Origin of the sequence: Devosia sp. ZW T5_3 (assembly GCF_044987315.1) — a bacterium.
Classification (GTDB): Bacteria; Pseudomonadota; Alphaproteobacteria; order Rhizobiales; family Devosiaceae; genus Devosia.
This window is the reverse complement of record NZ_JBJDRE010000001.1, coordinates 303,197-319,816: the sequence shown is the minus strand read 5'-3', so window position 1 is coordinate 319,816 and position 16,620 is coordinate 303,197. Positions and strand designations below refer to the sequence as shown.

Here is a 16,620-nt window from a genome sequence, read left to right as displayed (position 1 = left end):
GATTGGCCAGCCCTATCAGCTCATTGAGGATGGAACGCGGCGGCAAGGCGCTTGATTGCCGCGATGTTGCGCGGGCCGGGCGTCGCCTCGACATATTCGAGCACGACGAAACGATCGTTCACCACGGCCGGGATATCCTTGAACGCAGCATTGTCCTTCATGAAGGCGATCTTCTGTTCGGCGGTGACATCGCCATAGTTGACGATGACGACCACGTCCGGATTGCGCTCGATAACCGGCTCCCAGCCAACCTCGACCCAGCTCGAACCCACATCGTCCATGATGTTGGTGCCACCGGCCGCCTCGATCAGAGCGGTGGGGATGGCGTAGCGGCCGGCGGTGAACGGCTTGTCCTCGCCCGAGTCATAGACGAACACCTTGGGTGGCATTGCGCTGGCCGGCAGCGTCGCGCTGAAATCGGCCAATTCCTGCTTGTAGCCGGCGACTAGCGCTTCGGCCTTGTCCTCAACGCCGAAGATAATGCCCAGATTGAGCAGGTCGACATACATGTCGTCCATCGAGGACTTTGGCTTGTCCATGATGTGGATGCAGCTCTCGGTGAGCTCGTAGACCGCGATGTCGAACGCGCCCAGCGTTTCCGGCGTCACCTCACCGCCAACCCTCATGCCGTAGTTCCAGCCAGCGAAGTAGAAGTCCGCATCGGCGCCGAGCAGCACTTCCTTGGTCGGATAATCGGGCGAGAGCTCGGGCAATTGCTCGACATTGGCGCGCAAGGTCTCGTCCAGCGTCTTCCATTCGGAGACGCCGGTATAGCCGGCCATGTGGTCGGTGAGGCCCAGGGCCAGCATCATCTCGGTGAGGTTCACGTCGTTTGACACTGCGCGCATCGGCGCCGCGTCAAAAGTCACGTCGCGATTGCAGCTCTTGACGGTGACGGGATAGGCGAGCGCTGTGGCCGTGGTTGCGGCCAGCAGGGCCGGCACGAGGAAGGTGAAGGCAAGACGCACGGAAATATCCTCAAGGTTTGTCGTTGAGATGGAAGGAAAAGCGGGGCCGGCCCGTTGCAGGGTGGGCGTCGATGGCGACGTCGACCGCGAAGGTCCGGCGGATGGATTGGGGGGTCAGCACGTCGAGCGGAGCGCCCAATTGCACCTGGCGGCCATTGTCGAGCACCAGCACGCGATCGGCATGGGCCGAGGCCAGTGCCAGATCGTGCAGCGAGACGATGACGGTGGCGTCGAGGCGCGAGAGTAGCGCGAGCACTTCGAGCTGGTGGCGGATGTCGAGATGGTTGGTGGGCTCGTCGAGAATGAGCAGATCGGGCTTCTGCAACAGTGCGCGGGCGATCATCACCCGTTGTTTTTCGCCGCCGGAGAGTGTGGCGAAATCGCGAGCGGCAAAGCTGGTGAGACCCATCAATGCCAGCGCGCTTTCCACCTCGGCCAGATCGGCCTGACCGAACCGTCCCAGATGCGGTGTCAGGCCCAGTTCGACAATCTCGGCGACGGTCAGGCCGAAATCGGTCGCTGGCTCCTGCAGCACCGTAGCAATCCGGCGGGCGCAATCGCGCGGAGCCATGGCCCAGATGTCAGCACCATCGAGGGCGACTGTCCCGCTAGTCGGCTGATGATAGCGATAGAGGCACCGCAGCAGCGAGGACTTGCCAGCGCCGTTCGGCCCTACGACAGCGAGCATCTCGCCCGGCGCAACGCTGAACGCGATGTCGTGCAGCAGCCGCGCCGCTCCAGAAGGTCCCCAGCTCAGCCCGTCGACCTGCAGGGCAGCCGGGCGCCGGGTGCGGCCGGACGGGTCGAAGGGAAGCAGATGATCAGCAAGGTGGACGTGGTTCACCGAGGCGCTCCGCAGATGCGGGGCGCATTGCGGGCGAAATCAGGCTGAGCTTTTTGGTCGTGTCGTCAAGCGCCATCATCGTTCCCCGCGGCACACCCCGGCCGGGTTGAAAGGTGTGTCGATGGCAGGTCTCCTGACTTGCGGGTCACGGCGCCTTCGAACCTTCCCAGCCTTACGGCCAGTGGCATCTCGAAAGAGCTATCCGCTCACAGTTGCGGGGGCAGTCACGGTTTTGCGCCCTGATGGGTACGTCGCACCGTGTTCCCTTTTAATCCCCGTTGGCTTGTGGCCGCCGAAGAACCTACGACGGGTGCATAGGGCATTGTGGACGCAGCGTTGTCAATGTCCGCTCTCGGTAAGTTACAACTGTGGCCTCTATGGCCGGCATGGGGTCGAGTGCGGACTGGCCTGTTTCGCCTGGGAAGCGGACTGGCGTTAGAAGCAAGTGAGGCCAGGGTGGACGCGATCCGCCCCAGCGCGTTTCGATTGCCTCACTGCGCGGCGTTTTGCAGGTTGGCGGTCATTTCGGCGAGGCCTGCTTCTCGCGTCATAATCGGCGCGTAGCCGAGTTCGCGGCGCGCCTTGCCGATGTTGAGCGTTATCGTAACGGCCGATGTGGCGAAGGACTGCAAGGTCAACGGAGCGGTGATCTTCCCACCCGAAAGCCCGTACAGCCGATCGCCCACACCGGCGATGAAACGTAGCAGTGCGCGCGGCACCGACTTTTCTGGTGCCGTGACGCCTTGCGTGGCCATCAGCGCGGTTGCAAAATCGCGGAACCGAACGGGCCCCTCGTCGCCAAGAAAGTAGATCTCGCCGCCTTTGCCCCTGGCGATCGCCAGTTCAATGCCATGACAGAGATTGGCGATGTGGATGGTCGTCGTCAGATAGTCGCCGCCACTGATCCAGGCGAACTGCCCCGATTGAACAGCACCTAGCAGATGGGGTAAGGCAGTCGTGTCATCACGCCCCCAGACAAAGCGGGGCCGAACCACAATGACATCCATGCCACCGCCATTGTTGGACAGGGCGTAGCGTTCGGCGGCGGCTTTGCTGCGAGAATACGATCCGGCGGGGCGACGCGGCAAAGGATGGCGTTCATCGACATTGATGAGGGGGCGTCCATCAGCCAGAACGGATTCCGTGCTGAGATAAATCGCTCGCTGGATGCCCCCTGCCCGCGCCGCCTTGAACACCGCCTTGGTGCCTTCTTCATTGACGCGCTGCTGGCTTTCGGTGCCCGGACCATGATCGGTATCGGCGGCGGCGTGGATCAGTACGTCACATCCTTCCATGCCAGGCACCAGGTCGGCGCTGATAAGATCGCCTGAAAAGGGCGTCGCGCCGAGTTCTGCGACCACTCTCTCCGACCTGGCGGATCGCGCCAATGCGGTAACGGGGATGGCCTTGCCGACAAAATGACGGATTAGGTTGCGGCCGACATAGCCACTGCCACCAGTGATAAAGATCCTGGCGATTGGCCAGCCGGCGGCGGTCGCCGCGGCAATGGCCGCGTCGTCTCGTTCAGTCATGTTCGTTTTCCCGTTTTGGAGTTCTAGCTGTCGGCTGTGTCGTCCGGGGTTGCGGTCACCAGCCAATCGATCTCATTAATTATCCGCGATCGATCGCCCGGGGCGAAATGGTGGAAATCCAGATACTCGAGGAACTTCAGCCCCTCTAAGGCTAGATAGGCCAGAAGGGCACCGCGTGGGGACGAGGCGGTCTCGATGATCCGACTGATCGTTTCCGCCTGGCTCTTTTGCATGCGCGCACGCAAGGCAGGGTCGAGTATCAGAGCCATACTGAGGCCCAGGGCCACGGGCTTGAAGTTTTCTGGCGGCGGCTCTTCCGCGACCTTTATGCGCCCGCGAATGGCGAGACTATTCGATGAGGCAAGGTCTGCCTCGACAGCGGCGTGATGCTCGCGGTCGCGCCGAAAGGCCCGCTCCACAATCGCCTCGATCAAGTTCTGCTTGGTCTTGAAGTCATAAATGACACTGGCTTTGCTAATGTCGGCCTCGGCAGCCACGGCATCCAATGTCAAACTGGCGGCACCCAGTCGAGCAACCACCGCCTCGCCAGCATCGAGAATAGCCTGCTGGTCAATGACGCGCTTTCGTCCCACTTACGTTACCCATATATTTCCGTCCGGATGGTTATAAATCAAGTCGAACGCTTCGTCTATAATCGATCAGGCCGCAATCCAAGAGCGGCAGCTTTTCGAGTGGCAGCTTTGGGCAGCTGCGGACGGCGATGAACGACTGAAACGGGTCAACGCGCCCCCTCCCTCCTTGAGGGCGGCATTCAGTTGTCCTATTAAAGCAACTCAAACCCGCCTTATGTTCTATTTATAGAACAACCATTGAGTTTCAGCGTCAGGCTGGATAGCTTCTCGATAAATGGCACACGAGCTAGCCTCGTGATCTATTTATGGAGCACGCATGCCAAAGCCGGCAAACCGCCCAATCTCCCGTTATGCCAAAGAAGCGGCCGAACTGCTCGGCCTTCTGATCCGGCGCGCGCGCGTCGAGCACCGGATGACGGCTGGCGAAGTGGCCGAGCGGGCGGGCATGTCGCGCGGGCTGGTCCACCGCATTGAAAAAGGGGATATTGGCGCGTCCATCGGCGCGGCCTTCGAGGTCGCGTCCGTCGTGGGACTGCGCCTGTTCGACCAGGATGCGCGCGGCATGACCCTGAAGGCCAGCGAAGCCCAGTCCGTCAATACGTTGCTACCGCAGGCCGTGCGCGCCTCGACTGGCAAGGTGAATGATGACTTCTAGGGCAAGCGATATCCCAAACCAGGCATATGTCTGGGTATGGCTGCCCGAGCAGACGGAGCCCATCGTTGCCGGGCTCCTCACGCGCGCCAGCGGCCAGTTCGTCTTCAATTATGGCCGCTCCTATCTTGATAGTACCGATGCGATCTCCCTGTACTTCGGCCACAAAAATTCATAGCTAAATCAGCGCGCTAAGAATTTAGTTCGCCTCAAATTGGCAGCGAAGCACTCGACAGTTCGCCTCACTTGGAAAATGGAAGGCAACAGTTCGCCCCAACTCACATTAGCGACGGCACAGGCTTCTCAATATCGGCAGATGAAGGATCAAGGCTGGTGGGGGCGGGTAAGGGGTTCGTAGACGCCCGGATATGCATTCCTCCAGAGAATCTTGAGCTTGGTTGTTTCAGCCATTCCGTTGGGAAGCACGACGACCAAAACGCGTGGATTCTGGCGCCAGCTTGAAACGTATCCGGGATACGCCTATTGTGTCAGAAAAGGAGTTGCCATGAGCGTTCAGGATCGGATCAAGCGATATCGAAAGTGTGGTGCCGGCGCGGATCTGGTTCGCGTCGAGGTGCTGGTTCCTGCTGGCTCACGCGAGGAAATACTAGCTCAGGCGTCAGCCATGCGAAGCAGTTACCGTGTTCGCCGCGATCGCCTGCAGGAGAGCATTGACCAGGCCGTCCGCGATTATGGCGTCAGGGTGCTGGACAATATTGACCTGTCCCGCCTCCAGAACGTGGATGAGAAGGCCCGTGTTTTGGGCAAGGCATTGATGGACCGAGGCGACGCGAAGGCCTTCATTGCAGGGCGCAGGCTTTATTCCGCGGCTATGGCGTAAGCCATGGCACTCACCTCGCTGCAGAAGCAAGTGATGGCGGTTATCGCCGCCAATCGTTCGGACACCAGTTACATGGCTGGCGGCGCAGTCCTCAACAAGGACTGGTTCCGGCTGACGGACCACCTGGATATTTTCCACGACACCGACGAAGAGATCGTGGCGACCGCCAAGGAGGATATTGCGGCCTTGGAGAGCGCCGGGTTCAAAGTCTCCGTCGACATTATCATCTATGGCGTCGTTGAGTGCACTGTCTCAAGAGATGGGGACGATACCATGCTGCAGTGGATGAGCGAGACCCGATATCGATACTTTCCACTCGTTCGTGACCCAGAATGGGGTGTGCGGCTGAATACGGCCGACCTGGCGATTAACAAGGTCGGAGCGGCGTCGAGCCGAAGCAAGGCTCGGGACCATATCGATCTGATAACGATCGACCAGCGGTATTGCCCGCTGGGGCCGCTTGTACTTGCCGCATCAGGCAAGCCACCCAACTACTCGCCCCAAAGGATCATCGATGAGATCCGCCGCCGCTCGCTATCGCTGCGGGCCGAGGACTATCTATCGGTGCGAGGACTTCCCCAGGATATGACTGCCGTAGGTATTCGTGACAGCCTGGCCGCCGCACTGGATCGCGCCGAAAACTATATCCACGCCGCTGACCCCGAGTTGGTAGGTGTACTAACCGTCGATCAGGCTGGCCTACCAGTGGGAGCTGCGTATCCCAACGAAGGTGTGTCGCTTCGCCGGGCCACGGACGAAGCCGAGACGGTGCCGACAATCCCGGATGAGACGCCAGGCTTCCAACATGCGCCGACCGCCAACCTACGATATTGAATCGTAAGGTTTTCGTCTTCGGCGTGTGGCCGGAAACTGCCCGCGCCTTTGCCTCGGTCACCGAAGAGTTTGGTTGGGCCTATCTCGGCCGGACCAGCCTGAGGCACGACTGGATCCCATGCTCCCAACACCTATATCACGCCGCGCCTTATTGCTTCGGCGACGGCCTGGACGCGGTTGGCGGCGCCGAGTTTGATGGTTATCTCCTGCACCTTGCGCTTCACTGTAATCTCGGTCAGCGCTAGTTCGTTGGCGATATCGAGCGAGCGCCCGCCTTTGGCAAGGAGGCGCAGCATGCGAACCTCTTGCGGGGTAAGGCCACTTTCGCGCTGAATCTGCTGGGATGCCACCCTTTTGTACTCGTCCATCATGACCGAGATCAGTTCCTGCGACAGCATCGAGGTGCCGCCATATACTTGGCGGATGGCGGCCGGCAGAGTTTCATAGGAATTAGATTTGAGAAGGTATGCGTCGGCCTCAGCCTCCAACGCGCCGACAAGATATTGGCGGTCCTCGTAGGTGGACAGGATCATGCACCGGGGTGCCGCCGGCCGCGCCTTCAAGGCCCGGACGAGCTGGATGCCATCCATGCCGCCGAGACGAATATCGACGGTCGCGATGTCGGGCTTGAGCTTTTCGGCAAGCGTCAATGCGTCCTGCGCATTGCCGGCTTCACCGACGACTTCGATATCGGCCTCGTCTTCGAGCAGGCTCTTGACGCCCATGCGGAAGATTTGATGGTCGTCTACGATCATCACTCGAATGCTCATGCCGCACTTGCCTCCAGAGGAATGGAGAACATTACGAGGGTACCCTCGCCGGGCGCGGTCTTGATGGTGAGGGCGCCTCCGACGACTTGAGTCCGCTCGCGGATGCCGACAAGGCCCAGTCCCATTTTTGCGTCATCGAAGACGAACCCGTGGCCGTCATCGACAATGCGGACATCAACTGATCGGCCACTATAGGTGAGATGGAGTGTGAGCGATTTCGCTGCGGCGTGGCGGATTGCATTTTGGCAGGCCTCCTGCACGATGCGGAAGATCGCCAGTTCGGCCTCCGGGTTGAGGGCAGCGGGGGTTCCGCGAACAGAAAGACTAGCGACGAGCTCGGCGCTTTGTGGAAGGGCACTGACATAGTTTTCGAGCGCCGCGACAAGGCCTAGTTCGTCGAGGACGTTGGGTCGCAGGGCGTAAATAATCTGTTTCATCTCGGTCAGTGAGGCATCGAGCGTGGCCTGGCATTCTGTCAGACGATGGTCGAGGTCCTCGTCCCCGCGCAGGCGCTTGCGGATGGTTTGGAGCTGGTACGTTGCGGCCATGATCGACTGGGCAACGCTATCATGGAGATCGTAGGCTATGCGCTGTCTCTCGCGCTCCTGCACATCAACAACCCGTCGCCACAATGCATGTAGCTCCCGAGCCTTATTGGCGATCTCGTCATGGGCTTCACGCAATAGCCGCGTGCGATCCGCAACCTTATATTCGAGAATATCGCTAAGTTCTCTTGCCCGCTCGAACAGGCGGGCGTTTTCGATGGCCACAACCGCTTGGTCGGCAAATGCACGAACGACGCGGCCATGTTCGGTCGAGAAGAAGCCGGGCTCCGGCCAATCGACGCAGAGCCAGCCGATGCAGTCATTGCCGTGGACCAGCGGCGCGCTGCACCACGAAACGATTTGCTCCGTGCCGGGTTGCCAGACCCAATCGGGTTCGTTGCGGACGTCGTCGATGATGAGCGTGCGATGTGCTTCGATCACGGGCCGGCTTAGGGGCGCAGCGGATGGAACGAAACTGTGGCGCTTGACCAGGCCGTCGTCGGGGTAACCCTTGGCAGCTACGACGCGCATGCGGCCGTCTTCGCCCATCAGCGTGACGCGACTGCCGCGATTGGGTACCACGCGGCCCAGTTGCATCAGCACAGCTTCCAGCACGTGCCGCGGATCGAGGCGGGACGAAATGATGCGCGACACATCCGCCAACGTATTGGCCAGTTCGCGTTCCCGGCGTTCGGCGGCGAGAAGGCGATGTTGTTCGATGACCGGAGCAATTTGATCGGCGACGGTCTGGAGCAGCAGGATATCATTCTGGCGGAAGGCATCGGGCCGGTCGCTCTGGATGTCGAGGACACCCATGACCCGGTGCCCCAGACGTAGCGGCATGGCAAGCTCGGAAGCAGTGTTGGGCAGCAGCGCGTTGGAAACGAAATGAGCGTCCTGGCTCACATTCTGGCTCATCCACATATAGCCGGTATGGGCGACCCGACCGATAATGCCGCGACCAACCTCTTCGCCGAAGCCGGCCGAGAGCAGGTTCTCGGCGAGGGGCCCGGCGGCATGGACCAGCGAGACCCGCTGCCGGTCCTCGTCGATCAGCAGCAATTGCACATGATCGAAGCCGAGGGAGGCGTAGACCAGCTCGGTGATCTTGGCGAAAAGCTGTTCTCGTTCGCGTATGGAAGTGACCATCTGCCCCAGGCGATGGATCAACGAGAGGTGATTATGCACCCGATCCATGCGGCCGGTCAGCGAATGGGATTCGAGGAAGGCCGAGATATCGTCGGCAACCAGTGCCACGCTGTCGTCGAAGTCGCCGCGCGGCCGGTTGGAATGGGGAAAGCCGAGAAGCACGTGCCCCTGTACTTCGCCAGTGGTGGCCACCGGACGCATGACCAATACAAAACCCTGGCTTGCGGCGCGTTGCACCACATAGGCCGGCGGCGCTGACATGGTGCCGGCGGCATAGCGCATATCGGCGAGAAGCCGATGAAGAGAGGCCGGTGTATCGGGTGTCGTGACAACTTCGGTCGTCTGGCCAGCCTCGACCAGTAGGGCGGCCCAGCCTGCGCCGATGACGCGAGCGGCGCGTTCAAGCCGGGCGAGCAGGTCCTTGCGAGCGGCCGCCGGGATTTCGACCGAACGGAAGCGCTTGAGGCGTAGAGCCTGCGTCCCGTCTTCATCGTCGCGATAGAGAGGTCGAACGGGAGCTGCCGAAAGCGGCGGTCCGTTGGTCGATCCGCCTAGACCCATTGGCTGACCGGTCCTTCCATATTCGTGCCTTGATCTGCACCGGCGCCAGGCAGGAATTGGCCGGCGGGTGCGCCGTCCATGATTTGCCCCTCGGCAAAGATCGTCAAGCCACGCAGCAGCGTTCGCGTTACGGCGCCGCGCATCATGGAGCCGACATAGGCAGAGTGGCGGTTGCGGTAGAAAAGGTCGCCTCGCCTCAGGATGGATTGGGCATCGGGATTGACAAGAACGATGTCGGCATCGCATCCGGGCGCCAGATCGCCTTTTTTGCCGCCGAGCCTAAAGATGCTGGCAGGATTGGTCGAGGTCATGCGGATGAGGGCGGTGAGCGAAAGCCCGCGCTCGTATACGCCGTGGGTTATCAGCGCCGGTAGCGTGGACTGGAGCCCGGAAATGCCACCCCACGCCTCGAAGATGTCGTCTTCGCCCTGCGATTTTTCTACCCAAAGGCACGGCGAATGGTCGGACGCGATAACGTCGACGGCGCCGTCCAAGACCCGTTCCCAGAGTGCCTCGACGTCAGCGGCAGCCCTGAGGGGTGGCGCACATTTGGCGACAGGTCCCAGGCGTTCCAGATCGTCCTCACTGAACACCAGATAATGGGGACAGGTCTCCGCTGTAACCAGCACGCCACGACGCTTTGCCGCAGAAACAAGATCGATCCCCGCAGCGCAGGAAACGTGGACAATGTGAAGGCGCGCACCCGTCCGCTCCGCCATCTCGATGGCGGCTCGAATGGCTGAAAGTTCGGCCCCGATCGGCCGCGCCTCGCCCCAGGCCCTCCGATCCCTGCGGCCGGCGGCACGGAGATCGGCCGTCAATCGCTGCGTCATTGCCTCGTCTTCGGCATGGACGGCAATGAGGCTTCCGAGCCGGGCCACCTGCTGCATCCCGCCTTCGAGCACTTGGTCATCGGCGCGCGGAAAGTCAAAGGAGCCGGTGCACATGAACGCCTTGAACGCGCTGACGCCGCCCGCATGAAGATCGGCAAGGTCAGTGCGATTATCGGTCACGAGCCCGCCCCACAGCCCGTAGTCTACCGTGCTCTGGCGCGCGGCCTGGCGCTTCATCGCCAAAGCCTCAGCATTGATTGTCGGTGGCGAGGCATTGAGCGGCATTTCGATAACGGTCGTTACGCCGCCTGCGGCTGCGGCGCGACTGCCGGTGGCAAAGCCCTCCCAATGCCCGCGTCCTGGCTCGGAGAAATGGACGTGAGGGTCCACCAGGCCCGGCAGTATGAGCTGGCCATTGGCGTGGATCGTCTCTCTGGCGGCATGGTCCGCATTTCCCCACACCAGCTCGACGATCCGCCCGCCGGTCGCAAGGACCCCACCCTCGAAGCTGCCGCCGGAGGTGACCACGAGGCCATTGCGGACATAGAGGTCGGGCGGGACCATTAATCCAACCCGATCATCCGGGCAGGATTATGCGCCGTCATGGTCTGCACCTCTTCCACGGAGAAGCCGAAATAGAGCAGCATGGACATCATCATCCGCATGCCCTCGATGGGCGAAGGCAGCACGCGCACGCCATAGTCGGTCGCGAGCACGAACTGCTCGGGGCCGACATCGCGTATCCCCTGCAGCCAGCTCATCGCACGGCCGTGCACCACGGCGCCCATGTCCATGAGCTCGCGCTCGACATAGTAGTGTGTCTGCGGCATCCAGGGGCCACCGAAATCGACGGCGCAGGCTTCGAGGAACACGCCCTTGGCGGCGAGATTCTTTTGCTCCTCGACCGTCAGCAGCGCTCGGGCCGGATGGGCCACGAGGATCTTCTTGATGCCGGCGGCTTGCGCCAGCTCCACCACACGCAGGGCTTCAGGGCCGGAGACGTGGCCGGTGTTGAGATAAACCTCGGGGTGCTCTGCCACCATATCGAGGATTTCCTTGAGTGCGTCGGGCACCGGTTCGTCATCGAGCGGGATGCGGATGGCGCGGGCCAGTTCCTTTTCGGCAAAGCCGGGAATGGCATCCTTGAAGGGGACGAGCTTGCCATCGACCAACGCCGATTCCGTTGATGCCGAATGATAGGTGCAGTGCGATCCGAAACTGATCATGCGGCAGCCGTCGCCCATATTAAGGGCGGTGCGCACAGCACGTGGATTCATGCCGTCATGGCTCGAGTTCATCAGATATCCGCCATAGGTGCGGAAATCCTTGAGATAGCGATTGACCATCCAGGCGGTACCGGAAGCCCAGCCAAAGACGTCGTAATAGAGAATGGTCCGCATACCGGCAGCGCGGGCCATTTCGGCGACCTGGATGGGGTCGAAATGGCCGGGATTGGAGCGCAACACAGGACCGGCATGCACATGGCTGTCAATGGCGCCGACGAGGAGTTCCTCGGGCAGTTCCATGGTGCGGTTGTAGAAGGGTTCGTAGGTGGCCATGGCGCCGCTCCTTACAGGGGATCGAGCCCGATCAGGCGGGCGGGGTTGTGGGCGGTCATGGTGCGGATCTCGTCCGGCGTGAACTCATAGTCGAGCAGCGTCGTGATCATGGTGCGCATGCCCTGCACGGCCGAAGACGCCGCGCGGATGCCATAGTCGGTGCCGAGCACAAAATATTCCGGGCCAACCTCGCGGATATCGGCCATCCACTGGGCGGCCGAACGGCGGACACGCGGCAGGTCGCCCGAGCGGTCCATGTATTTCTTCTCGACGTAATAGTGCGTGCGCGGCGCATGGGGGTAGAGCCAGTCGACAAGGCACCCTTCGAGGAAGAAACCGCGGCGGGCCGCATCCTTCTGCTGGTCGATGGAAAGCTGCTGGCGCGCCGGATGGGCGATCAGCACCTTGCCGATCTTGAACTCTTCTGCGAGGTCGAGAATACGCATGACTTCAGGGCCGGAGACGTGGCCGGTGTTGAGATAGACATCGGGATGGTCGGCGACCATCTGCAGGATTTCTGCAAGGTCATCCGAGATCGGCCCTTCTTCGGGAATGCGAATGGCCCGGGAAAGCTCCTCCTTGGCGAATTCAGGATAGGCATCCTTGAACGGGACCAACTCGCCATCGATGATGGTGGATTCCCGGGATGCCGAGAAATAGGTGCAGTGAGACCCGAAACTGATGAACCGGCACCCCTCTTCCATGTAAAGAGCCGTGCGCACCGAGCGCGGATTGAGCCCGCCATGCGCGGAATTCATCAGATAGCCACCGAATGTCTTGATGCCCGGCACGTGGCGATTGACCATCCAGGCGGTGCCGGAGGCCCAGCCGAAGACATCGTAGTAGACGATGGCGCGCATCCCCGCCTCACGGGCTTCGATGGCCACTTCGAATGGGTCCTGGTGGCCGGGATTTGAGCGTAGCACCGGGCCGGCGTGCACATGGCTGTCGATGGCGCCCACCAGAAGCTCGGACGGCAGCTCCATTGAGCGGTTGTAGAATGTCTCGGTGGTCGTCATTGCGATGCCTTCTGAGGGAGATCGAGAGTGGATTGGTAATATTCCGCGGCAAGATCGGCAGCCAGCCAGCACGCGGAGCGTTGTCCGCCGGGCAGTTCGGTCATGGGTGGCTTCTGGTGGCAGCGCTCATGGGCGAGCGGACAGCGAGCGCGAACCGGGCATTCTTCGGGCCGCACATCGCCCAGCACCAGTTCACCACGCAGCGATAGCCCCGGATCGGCCAGGGGCGCCATGCGCGGCGCTGCGGCTAGCAGCGCCTTGGTATAGGGATGGCAGGGCCGGGCGAGCACCTGTTCGCTCGGCCCCTCCTCGACCACCACCCCCAGATACATGACCATGACCCGCGAACAGATATAGCGGACCACGGCCACATCATGGCTGATGAAGAGGAAACTGGTGCCCACCCGCGATTGCAGGTCCTTGAGCGTGCGCAGTACCTGCGCCTGAACCGAAACGTCGAGCGCCGATGTCGGCTCGTCGAGCACAATCACCGAGGGTTCGCAGGCCAGTGCCCGCATGATAGCGACGCGCTGGCGCTCCCCGCCCGAAAGCTGGTGCGGAAACCGGTCAAGCGCCTCATCCCTGAGCCCGACCAGTTGGGCCAGTTCGGTCATCCGCGCCCTCTCCTGCCCCTTGGGCACGGTGTCGAAATTGCGCATGGCCTGTTTGACGAAGGTAAAAACCGACATGCGCGGATTGAGGCATGTTTCTGGTCGCTGGAAGACGATCTGGATGGCCTTGCGAAACTGACGTTTCTCGCGCGGCGACAAGCCGGAGAAGACCGAACCATCAACAATGACGTCGCCGTCGTCTTGCTGTTGCAGGCCGACGACGCAGCGTCCAAGCGTAGTCTTGCCGCAGCCGCTTTCCCCTATAAGGCCAACGACCTCGCCACGCGCAATGTCGAACGAAACACTACGGACGCCCACGCTGATCGCCTGGGGCTGGCTCGGGTCGAAGAACAGCTTGGTGAGGTTCAGGACGGATAAGGCCGGGGTGGCGCTCATGCGGGCACCTCCTCATAGAGCACGCAATGAACGGCGCGATTGTCCCGCTCGAGTGCAGGTGGACGCCCCTGCTCGCATTGGCTGCGAGCATGGGGGCAGCGATGTGAGAACCGACAACGTTCAATGGCCTCGGGGCCTCCCCATACCGAGCCGATCAACGGCACCAGCTCGCGCGGGGCATCGACATCGGGCACGGCCTTGATGAGCCCCTGGGTATAGGGGTGCAGAGGCTTGGCGAAGATCGACTTGAGATTGCCCGCCTCGACTACCTGCCCCGCATGCATGATTGAGAGCGAGCGGCAATATTCCGAGACCAACGAAAGATTATGCGCGATCAGCACAATGGCCATGTCGCGCTCGGCGCAAAGCCTGGCGAGAAACCGCAGCATCTCGCGCTCGGTCGTCACGTCCAGCGCCGTGGTCGGTTCATCGGCGATGAGTAGCGCCGGCTCGGTGGCCAGCGCACAGGCCATGGCGACACGCTGTGCCTGACCGCCGCTGAGCTGGTGCGGATATTTGTGTCCTAGGTCGCGCCAGTTCAGACCGACTACGCGGAAGAGGCTTTCGACTTCCCGGGCAACATCGCGGTCGCGCCGGTTCTGGCGCACCACGCGCTCCACCTGATGGCCAATCCGCATGAAGGGGTTGAGCGCGCCCTTGGCGTTCTGGAACAGCAGCGACACACCGCGCGCAAGATTGCCGCGCAGGGCCTTCTGCTCGTTTGCCGGGTGAAGGTGATCGCCAAAGCGCACGGTACCGCCGGTGATATCGAGGCCGCTGGCGGCCAGCCCGACGCTGGCCATCATCGAGATGGACTTGCCCGAACCGCTTTCGCCCACCAGCCCATAGAGCTCGCCGCGTTCGACCCTCAGATCCATGTGGTCGACAATGCGCCGGCGCTCACCGCCGCGCACGCTGTCAATGCTCAGGCCATCCAGGGAGAAAAGAATGTCCGCCAAGGCTCAGCCCTCCGTCCTACGTGGATCGAGGCGGCCTTCCAGGCAATCGCCGACAAGGTTGAGACTGAAGATGGTGGCGGCAAGCACCAGGCCCGGTCCGATGCTCATCCACCAGGCACCCTGGATGAGATAATTCGTCCCCTCGGCGACCATGACGCCGAGGTCGGGCGTGGGCGGGCGGATGCCGACGCCGAGAAAGGAGAGCGCCGCCACATTGCCAACGGCCGCTGCCAGATTGAGGCTGCCATGGACGATAATGGGCGAGAGCGTATTGGGCATGAGATGGCGAAAGATGATCGATGCTTCGCTGGCTCCAGAGCAGCGCGCTGCGTCAATATATTCAAGCGTCTTGCGGCTCAGCGCCTCGCCGCGAATGACACGGGCATAGGTGGGGATATTGATGAGCACAGTGACGACGATGATGCTCTCCAGGCCCGGCCCCATGACCAGGATGAGCACCATGGCGATGAGCAATAGTGGGAACGATTGGACGATGTCGACAAACCGCATCGCCAGTTCATCGAGCCAGCCACCGAGATAGCCGCATACCAGGCCGATGAAAGAGCCGATGAGCACAGCACCGGCAACGCCGACACCAGCCACAATAAAGTCGATTCGTAGCGAAGTGACGGTGCGCGAAAATACATCGCGGCCGAAATGGTCGGTGCCGAGCCAGTGTTCCGCCGAAGGCGCCAGCAGTGTCTTGGGCGTCGTCAACAGCGGGTCTTGCGTGACCAACAGCGGCCCGATAACAGCGACGGCGATCAGCAGGGCAAGCAGCGCGGCCCCAGCAAAACCGAGCGCATCGCCCCCGAAAATCCCGTGATAGACGCGCCGCCAGGCGAAGCGAGGCGAGGGCTGGCGCGTGGCCGGAACAGGAATTCTCATCGGCTCACTGTGCATATTCATTGCGGATCCGGGGGTCGATGAAGGCGTAGGAAACATCGACGAGAAGATTGGCGACAGCCACGCTTGAGGCGATCAAGAGAATGCAGGTGGAGACCGGCGCCATGTCGCTGGTGGTGATGGCGGTGACCGCGTAACGGCCGAGGCCGGGCCAGGCAAAGACCGTTTCGACGATGGCGGCGCCCGCCAGCACATTGGCGACGATGAAGCCGAGCGTAGTGACAATGGGGATCATGGCGCCGCGAAAGGCATCACCCAGTATGAGCTGCCGCGATTTGAGTCCGAGGGCACGACCGAAGGTGATGTAATCCTCCCTCAACGCGTTGCTCATGGCCGCTCGGGTGATGCGGGCGACGGGCGAAACGACGCCGAGCCCGAGCACGAAGGCAGGAAGCATGAGTTGGCGCAGCGCGGCCCACGCGACATCCCAGCGGCCGGCCAGCATGGCATCCACTGTGTAGAACCCGGTAACCCCTGACGGTGCGCTGAGCATTGGCGACAAACGCCCGATTGGTGACGGCACGACGCGCAACTGGAAATAGAGCCAGAAGATCAAGGTTACGCCGAGCCAGAAGGCGGGAATGGATTGGGCCAGCAGATTAAGCACGCGTGTGACATGATCAATCCAGCCGCCGCGATAGACTGCCCCCAGCATCCCCATCGGGAGACCAACAAGCAGGCCGAAGGCGACGCCGAAAATGGCGAGTTCGAGGGTGGCTGGAATACGGATGGCGAGATCCTGGCCAACGGCATTACCCGTGCCGAAAGACTTACCGAAATCGCCGCGAAAGACCGATTCCATATAGCGCACATATTGGACGACCAGGGGCTGATCGAGGCCCATCTGGCGGCGCATTTCTGCGCGTTGCGCATCGGTAATGTCAGGATAGCGGCCGGTGACGGGGTCGGAAGGCAGGAGGTAGGCCATGGAGAAGGCGACGGCCGAGACGCCGACCAACACGACGATGCTGATGGCCAGTCGCCGCAATATATAGATCGCCAGGGGAGGAATGCGCATCGCTGTGTCTCCTGATTTACGGGGAGATTG

At 61.7% G+C, this 16,620-nt stretch carries 16 protein-coding genes and 1 riboswitch; of the genes, 3 read left to right on the top strand and 13 right to left on the bottom strand.

Annotated elements, in window-relative coordinates; genetic code table 11:
* Positions 1 to 20: 20 nt before the first annotated feature.
* From ACI3KW_RS01565 to ACI3KW_RS01550, 4 genes are all read right to left on the bottom strand, one after another.
* Entirely contained in the window at positions 21 to 968 is a 948-nt protein-coding gene (locus ACI3KW_RS01565) for an ABC transporter substrate-binding protein (RefSeq protein WP_404846632.1), read from the bottom strand.
* 10 nt (positions 969 to 978) lie between these two features.
* The gene (locus ACI3KW_RS01560; RefSeq protein WP_404846631.1) at positions 979 to 1,812 is read right to left on the bottom strand and encodes an ABC transporter ATP-binding protein; all 834 of its coding nucleotides are present in this window, start codon (positions 1,810 to 1,812) and stop codon (positions 979 to 981) included.
* Between the two features lie 105 nt (positions 1,813 to 1,917).
* Positions 1,918 to 2,132, bottom strand: a riboswitch (cobalamin riboswitch).
* A gap of 171 nt (positions 2,133 to 2,303) precedes the next feature.
* A complete protein-coding gene (locus tag ACI3KW_RS01555; RefSeq protein ID WP_404846630.1) occupies positions 2,304 to 3,344 on the bottom strand; it encodes an NAD-dependent epimerase/dehydratase family protein in 1,041 nt (346 codons plus the stop codon).
* A gap of 23 nt (positions 3,345 to 3,367) precedes the next feature.
* A complete protein-coding gene (locus tag ACI3KW_RS01550) occupies positions 3,368 to 3,937 on the bottom strand; it encodes a TetR family transcriptional regulator (RefSeq protein ID WP_404846629.1) in 570 nt (189 codons plus the stop codon).
* Between the two features lie 316 nt (positions 3,938 to 4,253).
* On the opposite strand from ACI3KW_RS01550, the gene ACI3KW_RS01545 reads away from it, so the two are divergent.
* The 3 genes from ACI3KW_RS01545 (at position 4,254) to ACI3KW_RS01535 (ending at position 6,264) form a co-directional block, all read left to right on the top strand.
* Positions 4,254 to 4,592 (top strand): helix-turn-helix transcriptional regulator, encoded by a 339-nt coding sequence (locus ACI3KW_RS01545; protein ID WP_404846628.1) that lies wholly within the window; start codon positions 4,254 to 4,256, stop codon positions 4,590 to 4,592.
* 502 nt (positions 4,593 to 5,094) lie between these two features.
* Positions 5,095 to 5,430: a hypothetical protein gene (locus ACI3KW_RS01540; protein WP_404846627.1), complete on the top strand. Its 336-nt coding sequence runs from the start codon at positions 5,095 to 5,097 to the stop codon at positions 5,428 to 5,430.
* Positions 5,431 to 5,433: 3 nt separating this feature from the next.
* Positions 5,434 to 6,264 carry a hypothetical protein gene (locus ACI3KW_RS01535; protein WP_404846626.1) on the top strand — a complete coding sequence of 277 codons (831 nt, stop codon included), beginning with the start codon at positions 5,434 to 5,436 and terminating at the stop codon, positions 6,262 to 6,264.
* 131 nt (positions 6,265 to 6,395) lie between these two features.
* Here ACI3KW_RS01535 and ACI3KW_RS01530 read toward each other — a convergent pair whose 3' ends face one another.
* Genes ACI3KW_RS01530 through ACI3KW_RS01490 form a run of 9 tightly spaced genes read right to left on the bottom strand, consistent with a single transcriptional unit; the run spans position 6,396 to position 16,590 of the window.
* Positions 6,396 to 7,034 (bottom strand): response regulator, encoded by a 639-nt coding sequence (locus tag ACI3KW_RS01530; protein WP_404846625.1) that lies wholly within the window; start codon positions 7,032 to 7,034, stop codon positions 6,396 to 6,398.
* Positions 7,031 to 9,289: a GAF domain-containing protein gene (locus ACI3KW_RS01525; protein ID WP_404846624.1), complete on the bottom strand. Its 2,259-nt coding sequence runs from the start codon at positions 9,287 to 9,289 to the stop codon at positions 7,031 to 7,033. Before ACI3KW_RS01525 ends, ACI3KW_RS01530 begins: the two co-directional genes overlap by 4 nt.
* A complete protein-coding gene (allB, locus tag ACI3KW_RS01520) occupies positions 9,280 to 10,686 on the bottom strand; it encodes an allantoinase AllB (protein ID WP_404846623.1) in 1,407 nt (468 codons plus the stop codon). The genes ACI3KW_RS01525 and allB overlap by 10 nt, the downstream gene beginning before the upstream one ends.
* Complete coding sequence (locus ACI3KW_RS01515; RefSeq protein WP_404846622.1) at positions 10,686 to 11,681, bottom strand: DUF6282 family protein; 996 nt, start codon at positions 11,679 to 11,681, stop codon at positions 10,686 to 10,688. The genes allB and ACI3KW_RS01515 overlap by 1 nt, the downstream gene beginning before the upstream one ends.
* Positions 11,682 to 11,692: 11 nt before the next feature.
* Positions 11,693 to 12,700, bottom strand: a complete 1,008-nt coding sequence (locus tag ACI3KW_RS01510; RefSeq protein ID WP_404846621.1) for a DUF6282 family protein — start codon at positions 12,698 to 12,700, stop codon at positions 11,693 to 11,695.
* Complete coding sequence (locus tag ACI3KW_RS01505) at positions 12,697 to 13,707, bottom strand: ABC transporter ATP-binding protein (protein ID WP_404846620.1); 1,011 nt, start codon at positions 13,705 to 13,707, stop codon at positions 12,697 to 12,699. Before ACI3KW_RS01505 ends, ACI3KW_RS01510 begins: the two co-directional genes overlap by 4 nt.
* Positions 13,704 to 14,666 (bottom strand): ABC transporter ATP-binding protein, encoded by a 963-nt coding sequence (locus tag ACI3KW_RS01500; RefSeq protein ID WP_404846619.1) that lies wholly within the window; start codon positions 14,664 to 14,666, stop codon positions 13,704 to 13,706. The genes ACI3KW_RS01505 and ACI3KW_RS01500 overlap by 4 nt, the downstream gene beginning before the upstream one ends.
* A 3-nt stretch (positions 14,667 to 14,669) precedes the next feature.
* The gene (locus tag ACI3KW_RS01495) at positions 14,670 to 15,575 is read right to left on the bottom strand and encodes an ABC transporter permease (RefSeq protein WP_404846618.1); all 906 of its coding nucleotides are present in this window, start codon (positions 15,573 to 15,575) and stop codon (positions 14,670 to 14,672) included.
* Positions 15,559 to 16,590: an ABC transporter permease gene (locus ACI3KW_RS01490; RefSeq protein ID WP_404846617.1), complete on the bottom strand. Its 1,032-nt coding sequence runs from the start codon at positions 16,588 to 16,590 to the stop codon at positions 15,559 to 15,561. Before ACI3KW_RS01490 ends, ACI3KW_RS01495 begins: the two co-directional genes overlap by 17 nt.
* Positions 16,591 to 16,620 lie beyond the last annotated feature (30 nt).

What these genes read in the sequence shown, in the direction of transcription:
- ACI3KW_RS01555 (WP_404846630.1), bottom strand. Translation starts at nt 3,344, where the DNA reads ATGACTGAACGAGACGACGCGGCCATTGCCGCGGCGACCGCCGCCGGC.
- ACI3KW_RS01545 (WP_404846628.1), top strand. Translation starts at nt 4,254, where the DNA reads ATGCCAAAGCCGGCAAACCGCCCAATCTCCCGTTATGCCAAAGAAGCG.
- ACI3KW_RS01540 (WP_404846627.1), top strand. Translation starts at nt 5,095, where the DNA reads ATGAGCGTTCAGGATCGGATCAAGCGATATCGAAAGTGTGGTGCCGGC.
- ACI3KW_RS01535 (WP_404846626.1), top strand. Translation starts at nt 5,434, where the DNA reads ATGGCACTCACCTCGCTGCAGAAGCAAGTGATGGCGGTTATCGCCGCC.
- ACI3KW_RS01530 (WP_404846625.1), bottom strand. Translation starts at nt 7,034, where the DNA reads ATGAGCATTCGAGTGATGATCGTAGACGACCATCAAATCTTCCGCATG.
- ACI3KW_RS01525 (WP_404846624.1), bottom strand. Translation starts at nt 9,289, where the DNA reads ATGGGTCTAGGCGGATCGACCAACGGACCGCCGCTTTCGGCAGCTCCC.
- allB (WP_404846623.1), bottom strand. Translation starts at nt 10,686, where the DNA reads ATGGTCCCGCCCGACCTCTATGTCCGCAATGGCCTCGTGGTCACCTCC.
- ACI3KW_RS01515 (WP_404846622.1), bottom strand. Translation starts at nt 11,681, where the DNA reads ATGGCCACCTACGAACCCTTCTACAACCGCACCATGGAACTGCCCGAG.
- ACI3KW_RS01510 (WP_404846621.1), bottom strand. Translation starts at nt 12,700, where the DNA reads ATGACGACCACCGAGACATTCTACAACCGCTCAATGGAGCTGCCGTCC.
- ACI3KW_RS01505 (WP_404846620.1), bottom strand. Translation starts at nt 13,707, where the DNA reads ATGAGCGCCACCCCGGCCTTATCCGTCCTGAACCTCACCAAGCTGTTC.
- ACI3KW_RS01495 (WP_404846618.1), bottom strand. Translation starts at nt 15,575, where the DNA reads ATGAATATGCACAGTGAGCCGATGAGAATTCCTGTTCCGGCCACGCGC.
- ACI3KW_RS01490 (WP_404846617.1), bottom strand. Translation starts at nt 16,590, where the DNA reads ATGCGCATTCCTCCCCTGGCGATCTATATATTGCGGCGACTGGCCATC.